Annotated in this window: 16 protein-coding genes and 2 tRNA genes; 12 read left to right on the top strand and 6 right to left on the bottom strand. The window is 69.0% G+C overall.

Translation table 11 applies throughout. The features are described 5' to 3' along the window. Nucleotides 1-79: 79 nt before the first annotated feature. Together ACWTSU_RS06015 and ACWTSU_RS06020 are read right to left on the bottom strand one after the other, a co-directional pair. On the bottom strand, nt 80-1,210 hold the full coding sequence (locus ACWTSU_RS06015; protein ID WP_455138966.1) for a hypothetical protein: 1,131 nt from the start codon (nt 1,208-1,210) through the stop codon (nt 80-82). Nucleotides 1,211-1,518: 308 nt separating this feature from the next. After that, nucleotides 1,519-1,713 carry a DUF6724 family protein gene (locus tag ACWTSU_RS06020; protein ID WP_455138967.1) on the bottom strand — a complete coding sequence of 65 codons (195 nt, stop codon included), beginning with the start codon at nt 1,711-1,713 and terminating at the stop codon, nt 1,519-1,521. Nucleotides 1,714-1,815: 102 nt separating this feature from the next. Here ACWTSU_RS06020 and serS point away from each other — a divergent pair, with 102 nt between their 5' ends. The 3 genes from serS (at nt 1,816) to deoC (ending at nt 4,260) form a co-directional block, all read left to right on the top strand. Next, nucleotides 1,816-3,099 carry a serine--tRNA ligase gene (gene serS, locus ACWTSU_RS06025; protein WP_455138968.1) on the top strand — a complete coding sequence of 428 codons (1,284 nt, stop codon included), beginning with the start codon at nt 1,816-1,818 and terminating at the stop codon, nt 3,097-3,099. 106 nt (nt 3,100-3,205) lie between these two features. After that, on the top strand, nt 3,206-3,550 hold the full coding sequence (locus ACWTSU_RS06030; protein WP_455138969.1) for a hypothetical protein: 345 nt from the start codon (nt 3,206-3,208) through the stop codon (nt 3,548-3,550). An 8-nt stretch (nt 3,551-3,558) separates the two neighbouring features. Next, a complete protein-coding gene (gene deoC / locus ACWTSU_RS06035; RefSeq protein WP_455138970.1) occupies nt 3,559-4,260 on the top strand; it encodes a deoxyribose-phosphate aldolase in 702 nt (233 codons plus the stop codon). A 372-nt stretch (nt 4,261-4,632) separates the two neighbouring features. Here deoC and ACWTSU_RS06040 read toward each other — a convergent pair. The 4 genes from ACWTSU_RS06040 to ACWTSU_RS06055 all read right to left on the bottom strand — a co-directional run bounded on the left by ACWTSU_RS06040 (nt 4,633) and on the right by ACWTSU_RS06055 (nt 6,993). Further along, nucleotides 4,633-4,709, bottom strand: a tRNA-Arg gene (locus ACWTSU_RS06040). Nucleotides 4,710-4,852: 143 nt separating this feature from the next. Beyond that, nucleotides 4,853-4,944 (bottom strand) — tRNA-Ser (locus tag ACWTSU_RS06045). A 262-nt stretch (nt 4,945-5,206) separates the two neighbouring features. After that, the gene (gluQRS, locus tag ACWTSU_RS06050; protein ID WP_455138971.1) at nt 5,207-6,178 is read right to left on the bottom strand and encodes a tRNA glutamyl-Q(34) synthetase GluQRS; all 972 of its coding nucleotides are present in this window, start codon (nt 6,176-6,178) and stop codon (nt 5,207-5,209) included. Nucleotides 6,179-6,342: 164 nt separating this feature from the next. Beyond that, nucleotides 6,343-6,993 carry a hypothetical protein gene (locus tag ACWTSU_RS06055; RefSeq protein WP_455138972.1) on the bottom strand — a complete coding sequence of 217 codons (651 nt, stop codon included), beginning with the start codon at nt 6,991-6,993 and terminating at the stop codon, nt 6,343-6,345. 80 nt (nt 6,994-7,073) lie between these two features. On the opposite strand from ACWTSU_RS06055, the gene purH reads away from it, so the two are divergent. The 9 genes from purH (at nt 7,074) to purD (ending at nt 16,298) form a co-directional block, all read left to right on the top strand. Further along, nucleotides 7,074-8,717, top strand: coding sequence for a bifunctional phosphoribosylaminoimidazolecarboxamide formyltransferase/IMP cyclohydrolase (gene purH / locus ACWTSU_RS06060; protein ID WP_455138973.1), 1,644 nt, complete (start codon nt 7,074-7,076; stop codon nt 8,715-8,717). Nucleotides 8,718-9,012: 295 nt separating this feature from the next. Next, on the top strand, nt 9,013-9,303 hold the full coding sequence (rpsF, locus tag ACWTSU_RS06065) for a 30S ribosomal protein S6 (RefSeq protein ID WP_455138974.1): 291 nt from the start codon (nt 9,013-9,015) through the stop codon (nt 9,301-9,303). Nucleotides 9,304-9,348: 45 nt separating this feature from the next. Beyond that, nucleotides 9,349-9,858: a single-stranded DNA-binding protein gene (locus tag ACWTSU_RS06070; RefSeq protein ID WP_455138975.1), complete on the top strand. Its 510-nt coding sequence runs from the start codon at nt 9,349-9,351 to the stop codon at nt 9,856-9,858. A gap of 42 nt (nt 9,859-9,900) precedes the next feature. Beyond that, on the top strand, nt 9,901-10,173 hold the full coding sequence (rpsR, locus tag ACWTSU_RS06075) for a 30S ribosomal protein S18 (RefSeq protein WP_455138976.1): 273 nt from the start codon (nt 9,901-9,903) through the stop codon (nt 10,171-10,173). 30 nt (nt 10,174-10,203) lie between these two features. Continuing rightward, the gene (locus ACWTSU_RS06080; RefSeq protein ID WP_455138977.1) at nt 10,204-11,205 is read left to right on the top strand and encodes a hypothetical protein; all 1,002 of its coding nucleotides are present in this window, start codon (nt 10,204-10,206) and stop codon (nt 11,203-11,205) included. 35 nt (nt 11,206-11,240) lie between these two features. After that, nucleotides 11,241-11,771 carry a 50S ribosomal protein L9 gene (gene rplI, locus ACWTSU_RS06085; RefSeq protein ID WP_455138978.1) on the top strand — a complete coding sequence of 177 codons (531 nt, stop codon included), beginning with the start codon at nt 11,241-11,243 and terminating at the stop codon, nt 11,769-11,771. A 461-nt stretch (nt 11,772-12,232) separates the two neighbouring features. Then, nucleotides 12,233-13,615: a replicative DNA helicase gene (gene dnaB / locus ACWTSU_RS06090; RefSeq protein ID WP_455138979.1), complete on the top strand. Its 1,383-nt coding sequence runs from the start codon at nt 12,233-12,235 to the stop codon at nt 13,613-13,615. Nucleotides 13,616-13,678: 63 nt separating this feature from the next. Then, nucleotides 13,679-14,959 carry an adenylosuccinate synthase gene (locus tag ACWTSU_RS06095; protein WP_455138980.1) on the top strand — a complete coding sequence of 427 codons (1,281 nt, stop codon included), beginning with the start codon at nt 13,679-13,681 and terminating at the stop codon, nt 14,957-14,959. Between the two features lie 52 nt (nt 14,960-15,011). Then, the gene (gene purD, locus ACWTSU_RS06100) at nt 15,012-16,298 is read left to right on the top strand and encodes a phosphoribosylamine--glycine ligase (protein ID WP_455138981.1); all 1,287 of its coding nucleotides are present in this window, start codon (nt 15,012-15,014) and stop codon (nt 16,296-16,298) included. Nucleotides 16,299-16,320: the final 22 nt, after the last annotated feature.

Genomic DNA, 16,320 nt, shown 5'->3' on the forward strand with positions numbered 1-16,320 from the left:
CGGAGGGACAGACAAGCGGCAAAACGCGAGCGCCGGCAGCGAGAAGCCCCGGCGCCCGCGCCATCGCGTCCGAGGGGCGTCAGAGCGACGTCGAGCCCCACGGGGAGCGACGGAGCAGCTCGCGGGCGTAGCGCCGCCCGCTCGGCCAGGGCAGCAGCGACCAGATGAGCTGCTGGCGCGTGTCGGCGAGCCGGCCCGGCATCAGCGCGACGCGCATCTCGCCCAGCGAACGACCGTCGAGCTCGCCCATCGTCATGGCCGCCTCGAGCATCACCGCGTCGAGCGCGCCCGGCGCGTAGAGGTCGGCGGCCGTGAGCGGGAACACCACGCACCCCTGTGCCGCCAGCTCGCGCGTGCGCCTGATGTCGTCACGGTGCTTCTCGCGCACCTTCTTGATGGCGTCTCGCTCCTCGCCGCGCAGCGCCGCCTCGGCGATGGACTCCAGGTCGAGGTGGCCGCTGCCGTCGTAGTTGAACCCCACGTGGGTGCCAACGACCTCGATGTCCGGCACGCGCGAGCCCCGCGCCCCGGCGCGCACCAGCTCGGGCGTCGCCTCGTGCCGGCGGTTGAGGGCGACCTCGCCGAACTCGTAGCCCAGCTCGTGCACCGGCAGGCGCAGCATCAGGGCCACGACCGCCTCCATGGGCGACCACGCGTTGTCGGCGGCGCGGCGCAGGTTGAGGCGCGCCTTCATGGTGACGCGGCTCGCGCGGCTCTGCGTCTCGATGAAGGAGCTCAGGCGCTCGACGCTGGTTACGGGCGAGACGCCGTAGGTGGTCTCGCCCAGGCGCGGGTCGGCGGCGTCGCGGGCGTAGGTGCCGCAGAGCTCGTAGGCGAGAAGCGCGTGCGCCTCGGGGGTCATGACGTCGGCGAGCTCGTAGAACAGCAGCTCCGGGCAGGGGATGAAGACGCCGTCGCCCAGGTCCACGAAGAGCTCCCGCCCCGCGACGCGCGAGCGGACGGAGCACGAGAAGCACGACGCCTCCACGCGCTGGGCGGGGGAGGGAACCGCGACGTCGAGTGGGGCGTCGCCCTCGTCGGGGGCGCCCAGGCCGAGGCGTGCCCGAGGGATGAGTCGGGCGGTCCAGCGGCTCTGCGGGCTCGGGTCGGGCGCGGGCATCGTGGTGCGCTCGGTCGGCAGCGGGCGTCCCGTGGCGCGGAAGACGCGCAGCGCCCGGAGCGCGGTCAGCAGGTCAAACGTGATGCGCATGGCGGTTCCCTTCCACGCGGCGGGTTCGACGTCCTTCTCGTCCGGCCATTGGCCTCCGTCCGGCCATTAACCCGCAGAAAATGATTTCATAACCATATAATCGCACGATTGGGTTTCTGAAAAGTCAGTTTTTGCGGATTGTTTGGCGAGAGGGGAGAGAACGCCGGCGAGAGGAGCGTGTCGACACGGCGAGAGGGGCGGAGAGGGGCAAGCGGGTCGCGCGCCCGCGGCGAGAAGGCCGCGCGCCCGCCGCGAGAGGGAACGCTGCCCGCCGCGAGAGGGAACGCTGCCCGCGGCGAGAGCCCCCGCTACTCGTCGTCCTCGTCGTCGCCGAAGAGGTCCCAGTCGCCCTCGCTCTTCTCGTGGTTGAAGTAGCGACGCTTGGTGGTGCGCTCCATCAGCAACGCGATGATGAGGCACAGCACGATGCCGCCGGCAATCAGGCAGACCACGCCCATCTTGTCGCTGAACAGCCACGTGAAGAAGTCTGCGATCGCCTGCATGCTGCCTCCTGAGCGCGTCTCGGCCAACTCGCACAAGTATATACTTGGAGCGCCGCGCCGAACGCGCGGTCCGCACACACCCAAGAGCGAGGAGCCACCGTCATGCTCGACATCAAGTTCGTCCGCGAGAACCCCGACGCCGTGGACAAGGCCTGCGCGTCACGTCAGAACGCGCACTGGGACCGCGAGCGCTTCTTCGAGCTCGACGCCGAGCGCCGCTCCGTCATCGCCGAGGTCGAGAAGCTCCAGGCCGAGCGCAACGCCGTCTCCAAACAGATCGGCCAGCTCATGCGCGAGGGCAAGCGCGACGAGGCCGAGGCCGCCAAGGCGCGCGTGGCGGCCAACAAGGACCGCATCGCCGAGCTCAACGACAAGCGCGACGAGGTCGACCAGGCGCTCTTCGACCTGGTGGCCGCCATCCCCAACATCCCGCACGAGTCCGTGCCCTACGGCGTGGACGACTCCGACAACCCCGAGGTGCGCCGCTGGGGCACCCCGCGCGAGTTTGACTTCGAGGCCAAGGCGCACTGGGACCTCGGTCCCGACCTGGGCATCATCGACTTCGACCGCGGCGTCAAGCTCGCGGGCACGCGCTTCTACGTGCTCGGCGGCCTGGGCGCCCGCCTCGAGCGCGCGCTGGCGGCGTTCATGATCGACATGCACGTCAAGGCCGGCTTCAAGGAGTGGTGGCTGCCCATCATCACCAACCACGAGACGCTCTTCGGCACCGGTCAGCTGCCCAAGTTCGAGGACGACCTCTACCACGTCAACCCCGACCTCTACCTCATCCCCACGGCCGAGGTCGTGCTCACCAACCTGCACCGCGACGAGGTGCTCGACGGCTCGCAGCTCCCGCTGTGGTACACCGCCTTCACGCCGTGCTTCCGCGAGGAGGCGGGCTCGGCCGGGCGCGACACGCGCGGCATCATCCGCGTGCACCAGTTCGACAAGGTCGAGATGGTCAAGTTCGCGCGCCCCGAGGACTCGATGAACCAGCTCGAGAGCATGGTCGCCGAGGCCGAGGCCGTGCTCCAGGCGCTGGGCCTGCCCTATCACGTGGTCAAGCTCTGCACCGGCGACCTGGGCTTCTCGGCCACCAAGTGCTACGACCTCGAGGTCTGGCTGCCCAGCTACAACGCCTACAAGGAGATCTCCTCCTGCTCCAACTGCTGGGACTTTCAGGCCCGCCGCGCCAACATCCGCTACCGCGACGCGTCCGAGTTCAAGGGCACGCGCTACGTCCACACCCTCAACGGGTCGGGCCTGGCCGTGGGCCGCACGATGGCGGCGGTGCTCGAGAACTACCAGAACCCCGACGGCTCCGTGACGGTGCCCGAGGCGCTCGTGCCCTACATGGGCGGCGTGGAGGTCATCCGACCCGCCTAGGGGCCCCATCTCGTGCGGAGAATCTGTGTACCACCACACGAGTGTGCATTCGAACACATGTTTGGCTATAGTGGTGGCAGCGGAGACTCGGCGAGAAGGGAACAGCATGCAGGGCTGCGAGGTTGCGCGCTTCGAGCACGCGGGGGACGTCCGGATCATGACGCTTCTCGAGGGGGAGGACGGCAGCATCGAGCTGCGCGAGGACCTCAGGGGCCCCTCGACGCTCGTCGCCTACGGGGAGGACGAGATGAGCCTGCGCGTGACCTTCGCGCCGGACGCGGTCCCGACCCTTCTGGCCGTGGTGGGGCAGAGCGGCAAGGGGTCGCTCGCGGACTACCTCGCGGACGAGGGCAACGGCCTCGTTGACCTCATGGACCTCTGCGACGCGCGCGAGCTGCGCTACTCGTTCGCGAGCGTCGGGTCGCAGAGCGGCATCAGCATTCGCCGATAGGAGGCAGCATGACGCGCTACGCTCTGGCCGACCTCGCGGGTATGGTCGACCACACGAACCTGCACGCGGACGCCACGCGTGCTGACATGGAGCGGCTGTGCGCGGAGGCCCGGGAGTGGGGCTTCGCGATGGTGGCCATCAACTCGGTGCAGACGCACCTGTGCGCCGAGCTGCTCGCGGGATCCGGCGTCCATGTGGGCGCGGCCATATCGTTCCCGCTCGGGCAGACGAGCGTGGCCACCAAGGTCTTCGAGACGCGCGACGCCCTCGCGGCCGGTGCGGACGAGATCGACTACGTGGTCAACCTCACCGAGGTCAAGGCCGGCAACTGGGCCTACGTGACCGACGAGATGGAGCGCGTGGTCTCCGTCTGCAACGAGGCCGGGGCGATCTCCAAGGTCATCTTCGAGAACTGCCTGCTCACGCGTGACGAGAAGATCAGGCTGTGCGAGGTCGCCAGCCAGGTGCGCCCCACCTTCGTGAAGACCTCAACGGGCTTCTCCACGGGCGGGGCCACGGTGGAGGACGTGCGCCTCATGCGCGAGCACGTTGACCCGAGCGTGAAGGTCAAGGCTGCGGGCGGCATCCGCACGGCGGACGCCTTCCTTGCGATGGTGGGGGCGGGTGCCGAGCGCATCGGGTGCAGCGCGGGCATCCCCATCATGCGCGAGCTCACGGCTCGCGCGGAGGGCGGCTTCGTCGAGGCGTAGGGGCGGTTGGCGGTTGCGGTTGGCGGCTTGTGGCGCCCGGGGCTTCTCGCCTCGGGCGCTTTTGCTTGTGGGCGGCTTGCGGGTCGCTGTCCGCGGTCCCACGCCCACGACCCGCGCCCCGTGGCTTGCGCCCCGCGACCCGTGTCCCGTGCTCGCAACCCGTGCCACAAACAACCCGCAATTTCTGACTTTTCAGAAATCCAATCCAGCGATTATATGAATATGAAATCATTTTTTTGCGGGTTAACGGAGCGAGACAGGCAGGGGAGGCGAGAAGGGTGAGCGAGAAGAGCGCGCCCGCCAAGTTCTGATCCGCCGCGCGGGCGCAAACGCAAAAACGGCGGCTCCCGAAGGAACCGCCGTTTGCTTGCGTGGTGCGGCGTATAGGATTCGAACCTATGACGCCCTGATTCGTAGTCAGGTCCTCTATCCAGCTGAGGTAACGCCGCGTGCAGTTGGATATGTTGCCACGATGCCGGGGTCCCGTCAAGCGTCGGGACAAAATATGTCGAAGACGTGACGGAGGCCCGTCCACGACGCACAAAAAAGAGGCCCGCCTCGCCTGCGCGGCGGGACGGGCCTCGTCATGTGCTGGCGGAGAGCTGGGGATTCGAACCCCAGATAGGATTTGCATCCTATACTCGCTTAGCAGGCGAGCACCTTCGGCCTCTCGGTCAGCTCTCCGTGAGTGGTGCCTGTGCATCATACCCCACAACGCCGCCGGCCACAACATTCGCGTTTCCCATCGTGCCCCCGGCGCCCCGCGGGGCCGGTGCGGCTCGTCCGGATACGTACACCGATCGTGGTTACGTACACAGAGCGATATTTGATATCGAGTCGAGCACATCTCTGAGCTGGGGCTTCTCGTTGCCTCAGCAAAAGCTGGCAGCACGACAGTGTACGTATCCGCGACGAGTGTACGTATCTCGTGCTCGGGACGCCGGCCCTACCCCGCCAGGAGGCCGAGAAGGGCGTCGTCCACGACCACGTCCCCGCGATGCGCGGTTAGCGCGTCCCACGAGAAGGTCCCGATCAGCTCGGAGGCACTGGCGTCGGTGCCGGGGGAGACGAGTCCGACCGCCGCCGCGAGCGCACCGACCACGCGCTCGGGCCGGACGCCGCGCGCCCGCAGCGCGCCGAGGTCGAGGTCGCGCTCGCGCTTGGAGAGGCGGCGGCCGTCCGGCGCCACGAGCAGCGGCACGTGCCCGAACGTGGGCGGCTCGTGCCCGAGCAGCCGCGCGAGGTAGATCTGGCGCGCGCACGACCCCAGCAGGTCGCGCCCGCGCACCACCTGCGTGACGCCCATCTCCGCGTCGTCCACCACCACGGCGAGCTGGTAGGCCACCACGCCGTCGCTGCGCCGCACGAGGAAGTCGCCGCACTCGCGTGCCAGGACCTCGCGACGCGGGCCCCACGCCAGGTCGCGAAACTCGATCGTGCCCGCGGGGTCGCTCGCGTCGGGAACGCGCAGGCGCGTGGCGGGCGGCCGGGTCGCGGACCTTCTCGCCACCTCGTCGGGGGAGAGGCCGCGACATGTGCCGGGGTAGACGGGGGTGCCGTCGGAGGCGTGCGGCGCCGAGGCCGCGTGGAGCTCGGCGCGCGTGCAGAAGCAGGGGTAGGTGAGGCCGGCGTCGGCCAGGCGCGCGAGGGCGACGTCGTAGCGCCCGCCCCGCTCGCTCTGGAAGACGGGGCCCAGGTCCCAGTCGAGCCCGAGCCAGGTGAGGTCGTCGATCAGCGCCTCGGCGCGCTCTCGGCTCCGCGCGCGCGGGTCGAGGTCCTCGATGCGCAGCACCATCTCGCCGCCCGCCGACCGCGCGGCGAGCCAGGCCATGAGCGCCGAGAAAGCGTTGCCCAGGTGCATGCGCCCCGACGGCGTGGGCGCGAAGCGCCCCCTCACCGCGCGGTCCTTCTCGCCCATGGCCCTCCATCCGCTTGCTCACAGCTCGATTAACGTGCAGAAAACGATTTCATATTCATATAATCGCAGGTAAAAATAACGCGCATGTCTGATTCTGCGCGTTATTTGCCCGTGCGGTCCGCAATGGCGGCGCGGCGAGAAGCCCGCGCGTGCCCCCGCGGCCGTCAGAGCGCCTGCTCGTACACGTACACGCGGAAGTCGTCCGTGGTCGGGTCGACGCCGGGCCAGTACGCGCGCGACCGGCGCTCCATCGCGCGCGTGAGCCCCTTGTGCTCGTAGAACCCCACGTCGCAGCTATCGTCGGTGAGCAGGTGGTAGCCGGGCGCCCCGGTCTGGCGCACCCGCTCGATCGCGGCCGAGAAGAGCCGTCCGCCGAGGCCGAGCCCCTTGGCATCCGGCGAGACGATCAGCAGCTTGACGGCAGTGCCCGCGCCGACCGCGCCCGTGGCCGCGTACGCCGCCTCGAGCTCGGCCTCCTCCTCCACGCCGCTCATCTCCACGCGCACGGCCTCCGCGAGCGCCGGGTCCTTCTCGGCGTCCGCGCGCAGGCTCGCCTCGAGCGCGGCCCAGTCCCGCGTGCCCACGCGCCCGCCCGCGTCCTCGGCGAGAAGCACCGCGCCCAGCACCTCGCCGCCGCGCGCGACCACGAGCGACCACGTGGACAGCGCCAGGTAGCGCGCCAGCTCAACGCGGCTGGCCGCCGCCCCCGGCTCGTCCGGGAACTCCGTGAGCCACGTGCGCGCCAGCACGTCCGCCAGCGGCTCGAAGTCGGCGTCCTCGAAGGGTCGCCACGTCAAGTTGTCGGTCTGCGCCATGCGTCCTCCTCGCTGCGGTATCGTAGAAAAGACGGTACCGCATCAGGCGGCGTTTCAAAGGAAACCCAGAAGGAGGGGCCATGGCAGACACACCCATCAAGCGGGCGCTCGTCTCGGTCACGGACAAGACGGGCGTGGTCGAGTTCGTCAAGGCGCTCGAGGACGAGTTCGGCGTCGAGGTGATCTCCACCGGCGGCACCGCGCGCGTGCTCGAGGAGGCCGGCGTCCACGTGGTCCCCATCGAGCAGTACACGGGCTTCCCCGAGATGATGGACGGCCGCGTCAAGACGCTGCACCCCAAGGTGCACGGCGGGCTGCTCGCCCGGCGCGACAACCCCGCTCACATGGCCGAGGCGGCTGAGCACGGCATCGGCATGATCGACCTGGTCTGCGTGAACCTCTACGAGTTCGAGAAGACCGTGGCCAAGCCCGACGTCACCTTTGACGACGCCATCGAGCACATCGACATCGGCGGCCCCTCCATGCTGCGCTCCGCCGCCAAGAACGCCGTCTCGGTGACCGTGGTCTCCGACCCGGCGGACTACGACGAGGTCCTGGAGGAGATGCGCGCCAACGACGGCTGCACCACGCTGGCGCTGCGTCGCTACCTGCAGCTCAAGGTCTACGACACCACGGCGGCCTACGACGCGGCCATCGCCGACTACCTGGCCGACCGCTACGTCGAGGACTTCCCCGACCAGGTCGAGGAGGAGGACGCCGCAGACGACGCCTCCACCCCCGACGAGCTGGGCCTCTACCTCACCAAGGTCGACGACCTGCGCTACGGCGAGAACCCCCAGCAGACCGCGGCGGTCTACCGCTTCGCGGACGACTTCGTGGCGCTGGGCAGCTCCGAGCACCCGCTCGTGGGTGCCGAGCAGGTCCAGGGCAAGCCGCTCAGCTACAACAACTACCTGGACGCGGACGCCGCCTGGAACCTCGTGCGCGAGTTCGACGAGCCGGCCTGCGTGATCCTCAAGCACCAGAACCCCTGCGGCTCCGCCGTGGCCGACGACGTCACGACCGCCTACGACCGGGCCTTCGCGTGCGACCCCAAGAGCGCGTTCGGCGGCATCATCGCCTGCAACCGCGAGGTGCCCTACGAGCTGGTCGAGCACGCGTTTGACGAGAACGGCCAGTTCGTGGAGGTCATCATCGCGCCGTCCTTCTCGGCCGAGGCCCTGGAGCGCATGGCCAAGCGGCCCAACCTGCGCGTGCTCGCCACCGGCGGCGCCGGCAGCCACGCGGCCTTCGAGCTGCGCTCGATCGACGGCGGCGTGCTGCTCCAGAACGTCGACTCCGTGAGCGAGGACCCGGCCACGTTCACCTGCCCCACTGAGCGCAAGCCCACGCCGGAGGAGATGGACGAGCTCATGTTCGCGTGGCGCGTCTGCAAGGGCGTCAAGTCCAACGCGATCCTGGTCTCCAAGGGCAAGGCCGGTATCGGCATGGGCCCGGGCCAGCCCAACCGCGTGGACTCCGCGCTCCTGGCCTGCGAGCGCGCCGACGAGGCCTGCGAGCGAATGGGCGTCGAGAAGGGCGGCTACGCCTGCGCCTCCGACGCGTTCTTCCCGTTCCGCGACAACGTGGACACGCTCGCCGCGCACGGCGTGACCTGCATCATCCAGCCCGGCGGCTCCAAGCGCGACGACGAGAGCATCCAGGCCTGCAACGAGCACGGCATCGCGATGGTCTTTACCGGCGCGCGCCACTTCCGCCACTAGGTGGAAAGGGGACAGTCCCTTTTCCACATTGTGGAGAGCGCATGGGCGTCCGTCATGACGACGGGCGCCCCTTTTCTTGCGGAAACGCCCCGCGAGCTGGCCCGATGTCGTCCCGCGGTCAGCCAGCCGAAAGCCCGCGGGAAGGTTCGTGTCAGGTGACCCTGCTACCATCGACCCTGGGTTTCGTGGAAGGTTTCTGCAGGTAATCGTTATGTGATATGATGCTACGCCGAACCTTTCCTGCTCCGGGCGACCTTCACGTCCCGGGGCCATCAGCCCAGAGGAGGTGAACCACATGAAGGCCTATGAACTGCTGTACTTTGTCGACCCCACGTGCAACGAGGAGACCCGCGCCGCTGTCATGAAGCGCATCGAGGGCGCTCTTGGCGAGGGTGCCAAGGTCGACAGCGTCGAGGACTGGGGCAAGCGCAAGCTCGCCTTTGAGGTCGACGACCTTACCGAGGGCGACTACACCCTCATCAACTTCCACGCTGATCCCACGCAGATCGCCGAGCTCGACCGCGTCCTGCGCATCAACGACGCCGTCAAGCGCCACATGGTCGTGCGTCGTCCGGACAAGGACTAGGCATGGAAGCCGCGGGCCCGCGCCCGCGCGAGAGGGAGTGAGACCATGAGCATCAACAGGGTGAACATCTCGGGCAACCTCACGAGGGACCCCGAGCTCCGCGTCACCGGCGGCGGAACGCAGATTCTCTCGTTCGGCGTCGCCGTGAACGACCGCCGCCGCAACCAGCAGTCGGGCGAGTGGGAGGACTATCCCAACTTCGTCGACTGCGTGGTCTTCGGCGCCCGCGCCGAACCGCTCTCCCGCTTCCTCTCCAAGGGCTCGAAGGTTGCCGTGGAGGGCAAGCTTCGGTACAGCTCCTGGGAGACGAAGGACGGCCAGCGCCGCAGCAAGCTGGAGGTCGTGGTCGACGAGGTGGAGTTCCTCTCCCCGAGGAACCAGGCCTCCGGCGGCCAGGGCTACCAGCAGTACGGTGGCCAGGCCCAGCCGCAGGCGGCGGCACCCGGCTACGGCGGTCCCGTGGCCGCCGCGCCGCAGCCGCAGGCCCAGCCGGCCTACGGCGCCGTCCAGACCCCGCCGTCGGCTGACGTCTACGACGAGGACATCCCGTTCTAACCACGCGGCGGCCCCGGGCCGCCCAAAGAAAGGCAAGAAGACATGGCTCAGCAGAAGCAAGACTATCAGCGCCAGCCGCGTCGCAAGTTCTGCCAGTTCTGCAAGGAGGAGACTGCGTACATCGACTACAAGGACACGCAGCTCCTTCGCAAGTACATGACCGACCGCGGCAAGATCAAGCCGCGCCGCGTCACTGGCGCCTGCACGCAGCACCAGCACGACATCGCGCTTGCCATCAAGCGCGCCCGTGAGATGGCGCTTCTCCCCTACACCGTCCCCGTGGTCTCCAGCCGCGGCGGGCGCAACCGCGGCTAGTCCGCGGCACTCCGGATCAGGGCGCTGACCATGGCCATCTGGCCCAACAGCACGGGGCGAGAAGAGCGCGGCATCGTGCCGGCGGGCGCGACCGGACCCAAGGGTCCCGCGACCCTCTCGGTCCCCGCGCGCCTGTTCTTCTGCGCATTGGGCGGGGCCGTCGCGAGCACGTCGCTCGCGGCCCTCGCGCCCGCGCTGGTGGCCTACGGCTATGGCTTCTCCATCACGGACGGCGCTCGCGGACGCGTGGGCGCGCTCGTCGCGGCGCTCGTTCCCGCGGCGGCGCTGAGCGCCTCGCTCGGCCTCGCGTCCGTCGCCTCGGCGCTCGTCAGCTGTCTCGTGGCCGTGGCCGCGTCGGAGCTGGTCGCGCGCGGGAGGTTCACGGCCGGTGCCGCCTGCGCGGTCGTGGTGGCTGCCGGCGCGGCGCGCCTGGGCGTCGACGCGCTCGTCGCCGCCTCGGTCGGCACCACGGTGCCCGCGCTGCTCAACGGGCTTCTCGACGCGTACCTGGGAGGGCTCGGCGACCTCGCGCTCGCTCGGTCGCTGAGGGCGGCGGTCACGCTCCTGTGGCCCGTCGCCTACGTGGCCACCTCGGTGGTGGAGTGCCTCACCGCGCTGCTCGGGTCCCGCCTCGCGGCGGACCGCTCGGCGGGCGCGCTGCCCGGTCCCCCGCGGCTCGTCTCGTTTGACGTGCCGCTCTGGGTCGTCGCCGCGCTCGTGGCGTCGGCCGCGGGGCTCGCCGCCGCGCTCACGGTCGACGCGGTCCCGGGCATGGTGCTCATGGTCTCGGCCAACGTGGCCATGGCGCTGAGGTTCGCCTTCGCGGTGCAGGGCCTGGCCGTCCTCGTCTGGTTCGTCCGGTCGAGGGGCGCCGGCTCCTCCGTCGCCACGCTGCTCGGCGTGGCCGCGCTCTATCTGGAGGCGCAGTTCTTTGTTCTGACCGTCGCGGGTCTCGTGGACGTGTGGGCCAACTTCCGTCACCTCGTCAGGGGCGGGAAGGCCGGCGTCGCGGGAGACGCGAAGCAAGACTAGGGTCGGCTCCGGCCGACCGTCCGAAGGAGTGTCACATGAAGGTCATTCTTTTGAGTGAGCTCCGGGGCAAGGGAGGCGAGGGCGACGTCGTCGACGTCGCTCAGGGCTACGCGGAGAACTACCTGTTCCCCAACAAGATCGCCCAGCCCGCCACCCCGGGCAACATCAAGCAGCTCGAGGAGCGCCGTCACAACATCGAGAAGCGCGAGGCGGAGCGCATCGCCAACGCCGAGGCCACCAAGGCCGCCCTCGATGGCAAGTCGGTGACCGTCGACGCCAAGATCGGCGAGGAGGGCCAGCTCTTCGGCTCCGTTACCCCCGCCCAGATCGCCGATGCCATCCAGGCCCAGCTCGGCGTCGAGGTCGATCGCAAGCGCGTCGGCCGTGGCAACAACATCAAGACCTCCGGCACCCACCCCGTCGAGGTCAACCTCTACCGTGAGATCTCCGCCACGGTCAACGTCCTGGTGGGCGTGACCGAGGCCGAGGCCGCCGAGGCCGAGGAGACCGCCGAGGTCGAGCAGGCCGCCGAGGTCGAGCAGGCCGACGAGGCTGTCGCCGAGTAGCCGCGCACTTTTCAACGGCTCCAACACTGAGCTGCGAGTTTCTACAATAACTGCAGGTCAGCACCTTGTAATGAAGAGCCCCGGACTCAGTGCGAGTCCGGGGCCCTTTTCATGGGCTGCGAATCTGACACCACCTATGACCTGCGCTTTTGTAACTGATGAACACCCTGATATACAAAATTGTCCCTCCCCCGGGACGCGTCGAAAAGCGCGCCGAGCTGTCGATAACTCGTTGAAAACTCTCGAAAACCGGACGAGCAAAATTTGTTGAAAACGTAGAAAACCGGCAAACCGCCCGTTCAGGAGCCGCGCGAAACAAACTTCGGGTGTAGAAGACGGCTCGCCCTCACATTGACCCCTTGACACCGCGCGAAAAGAGGTGGTCCCGCTCGCGAGGGGCGTCCCGTGGGCGGCCGCGCTAGAATGGGCGGACGACGACGCGACGAGGAGGGCCCGCCCGCATGAGCGACTATGACGTGAACCCCACGAGGATGACGGCGGGCGGCGGCGGTGCCATGCCGCAGGACCCCGAGGCCGAGGCGTCGGTCCTCTCGGCCATGATGGTCTCGGAGGACGCCCTCCAGGAGTGCCTGATCGACCTCGAGCCCGACGACTTCTACCTGCCGTCCAACCGCACGGTCTTCTCGGCCATGCGGGAGATGTTCGACAAGAACCTCCCCATCGACACCATCTCGCTCGCCGACTACCTCAAGTCCACCGGCGAGCTCGAGCGGGTGGGCGGCCGCAGCTTCCTGCTGGGCCTGGGCAACAACTCGCTCGCGCTCGTGGGCTGGCGTCGCCACGTCGAGATGCTGCACCGCGACACCACGCTGCGCCGCATGATCAACGCGGCCGCGCAGATCACGGCGCTCGCCTATGACGCCCCGGAGGACACCAAGGAGGTCGTGGACCGCGCCGAGCGCCTGCTGCTCGACGTCACCAACCGAGACGTGCGCGAGGCCGAGCAGCCCCTCGAGCAGATCATGGCCGACCTCTACGAGGAGCTGGGCGCCAACGCGGCCAACCAGGAGCGCACCCTCGGCGTCTCCACCGGCTTCCCGCGCATCGACGAGTGCCTGCTCGGGCTGCGCCCCGGACAGATGATCGTCATCGGCGCCCGCCCGGGCGTGGGCAAGACGTCGTTCGCGCTCAACCTCGCCACCAACGCCGCCTTCGCGGGCGCGTCCGTGGCGCTCTTCTCGCTCGAGATGTCCAAGGTCGAGATCGCCCAGCGCCTGCTCGCCGCCAACGCGCGCGTGGGCCTGCAGGAGATCCGCTCGGCCCGCATCCGCGACGAGCAGTGGCCGCAGATCCTCCAGGCCACCAACGACCTCTCGCAGCTCGACATCGTGATCGACGACACGCCCGGCACCACCGTCACCGAGATCCGCGCCAAGGCGCGCCGCATCCTGCACGGCAAGAAGCTCGGCCTCGTGGTCGTGGACTACCTGCAGCTCATCTCGCCGCCGGCCGGGCAGCGCCGCGCCGACAGCCGCGCGACCGAGGTCTCGGAGATGAGCCGCGGCATCAAGATCATGGCCAAGGACCTCGGCGTGCCCGTGGTGGCCCTCTCCCAGCTCAACCGTGGCGTCGAGAGCCGCACGGGCAAGCGCCCGCAGCTCTCCGACCTGCGCGAGTCCGGCTCCATCGAGCAGGACGCCGACATCGTCGCCCTGCTCGACCGCTCGATGAACGAGGACGAGGCCGCGCGCGAGGACCGCCCCAACATGAACGAGACCATGTTCATCATCGCCAAGAACCGCTCGGGCGCGCTGGCCGACATCCCGCTGACCTTCCTGCCGGGCTCGACCAAGTTCGTGGAGGTCGACGGCTTCCACGACTAGGCGCCGCGCTCACCGCGCTGCCGTATAATGAACCCGTATGTGAATCGCGACGAAGGGGCGCACATGTCGGCATCGGTGCTCGTGGGTACGCAGTGGGGCGACGAGGGCAAGGGCAAGGTAACCGATCTCATCTCCGGCGACTTCGACGTGGTCTGCCGCTACGCCGGCGGCGCCAACGCCGGACACACGGTCATCGCCAACGGCAAGAAGCTCGCGCTGCACCAGGTCCCCTCCGGCGTCATGTACGAGGGCACCTACCCCGTGATCGGCAATGGCTGCATCGTGGACCCCGAGATCCTCCTCTCCGAGATCGACATGCTCGCCGAGCAGGGCATCTCGGCCGACAAGCTCAAGATCTCCGGCAACGCGCACATCGTCATGCCCTACCACAAGGACCTCGACGGCGCGCACGAGAAGAAGCTCGGCAAGAACCTCATCGGCACCACCAAGCGCGGCGTGGGCCCCTGCTACATGGACAAGATGAACCGCACGGGCCTGCGCATCCAGGACATGCTCGACGAGAAGATCTTCCGCCAGAAGCTCGAGAGCGCCCTGGCCTACACCAACCCCATCCTCGAGAAGGTCTACGAGCTGCCCATCTACACCGTGGACCAGATCTGCGAGACCTACCTGCCCTACGCCGAGCGCATCCGTCCCTACATCGTGGAGAGCAGCCTGTTCCTCAACGAGCAGCTCGAGGCCGGCAAGAACATCCTCTTCGAGGGCGCGCAGGCCACGATGCTCGACATCGACCACGGCACCTACCCGTTTGTGACCAGCTCCAACTGCACCGCCGGCGGCGCCGTCACCGGCTCGGGCGTGGGCCCCACCAACATCTCGCGCGTGCTCGGCGTGGCCAAGGCCTACCTCACCCGCGTGGGCTCGGGCCCGTTCCCCACGGAGCTCTTTGACGAGATCGGCGACAAGCTCGGCGAGGTGGGCCACGAGTACGGCGTGACCACCGGGCGCAAGCGCCGCTGCGGCTGGTACGACGCCGTGGTCGTGAACTACGCCGCGCGCGTCAACGGCCTCACCGACCTTGCCATCACCAAGCTCGACGTTCTCGGCTGCCTGGACGAGATCAAGGTCTGTGTGGCCTACGAGTGCGACGGCGTGGAGTACCACACCGTGCCCGAGCACCAGAGCGTCTTCTACCACGCCAAGCCGGTCTACGAGACCCTGCCCGGCTGGAAGTGCGACATCTCGGGCATCCGCAACTTCTACCAGCTCCCGCGCGAAGCCAAGGACTACATCGACTTCCTCGAGCAGCTCGCCGGCGTCCGCGTGTCCATCATCACGGTGGGCCCGGACCGCGAGCAGACCATCGACCGCTACTGGCACTAACGGACGCGACGCGACAGACGCGACCCCGCGGGGCCCCGAAGAAGGAGGCATCATGAGCACCGAGAAGATCGACATCCTGCTGCTGGGCTCGGGCGGGCGCGAGCACGCGCTTCTCGTCAAGCTGGCTGAGTCGCCGCGCGCGGGCCGCATCTACGTGGCGCCGGGCAACGGCGGCATGAGCGCGCAGGCCGAGCCCGTGGAGCTTGACGCGGAGTCCCCCGTCGCCGTGGCCGACTGGGCGCGCGAGCACGGCATCGGGCTCGTGGTCATCGGCCCGGAGGCGCCGCTCGTGGCGGGCGTGGCCGACGCGGTGCGCTCTGCCGGGATCGCATGCTTCGGCCCCAACGGCTCCGCCGCCCAGATGGAGGGCTCCAAGAAGTTCGCGAAGCAGGTCATGAGCCGCGCGGGCGTGCCCACGGCGGCCTACCGCAGCTTCACCGACGAGGAGGCCTGCGCCGCCCACGTGCGCCAGATGGGCGCGCCGATCGTCATCAAGGCCGACGGCCTGGCCGCCGGCAAGGGCGTCATCGTGGCCAAGACCACCGACGAGGCGCTGGCCGGCGTGCACGAGTGCTTCTCGGGCGCCTTCGGCGACGCGGGCGCGACCGTAGTGGTCGAGGAGATGCTCGACGGCCCGGAGTGCTCGCTGCTCGCGCTCACCGACGGCGCCACGGTGGTGCCGCTCGCCACCGCGCAGGACCACAAGCGCGCGCTCGACGGCGACCGCGGCCCCAACACGGGCGGCATGGGCGTCTACTCGCCGGTGCCCGAGCACCTGGTCTCGGCCGACGAGCTGGCCGCGATGGTGGACATCGAGCGCAAGGTCGTGGCCGAGCTGGCCCGCGAGGGCATCACCTACTCCGGCTGCCTCTACGGCGGCTTCATGCTCACGTCCGAGGGCCCCAAGGTCCTGGAGTTCAACGCGCGCTTCGGCGACCCCGAGACGCAGGTCGTCCTGCCGCGCATGAAGGCCGACCTCGTGGACGTGTTCCTGGCGTGCGACAACGGCACGCTCAGCGAGGACATGGTCTCGTGGGGCGACGACTGGGCCGTCTCGGTGGTGCTGACCTCGGCCGGCTACCCCGGCGCCTACGAGAAGGGCAAGGTCATCACCGGCATCGAGAAGGCCGAGGAGCTCCCGGGCGTGACCGTCTATCACGCCGGCACCGCCGAGCGCGACGGCGAGCTGGTCACGGCTGGCGGGCGCGTGCTCGACGTGACGGCCGTGGCGCCCACCTTCGAGGAGGCGCGCGAGCGCGCCTACGCCGCGTGCGAGCTCATCGACTTCGAGGGTAAGACGTATCGCAGCGACATCGGCATGCGCGCCGTCCGGCAGTAGGACGCGGCGCGTTATCCGGCCC

Source organism: Thermophilibacter sp. (assembly GCF_966187215.1).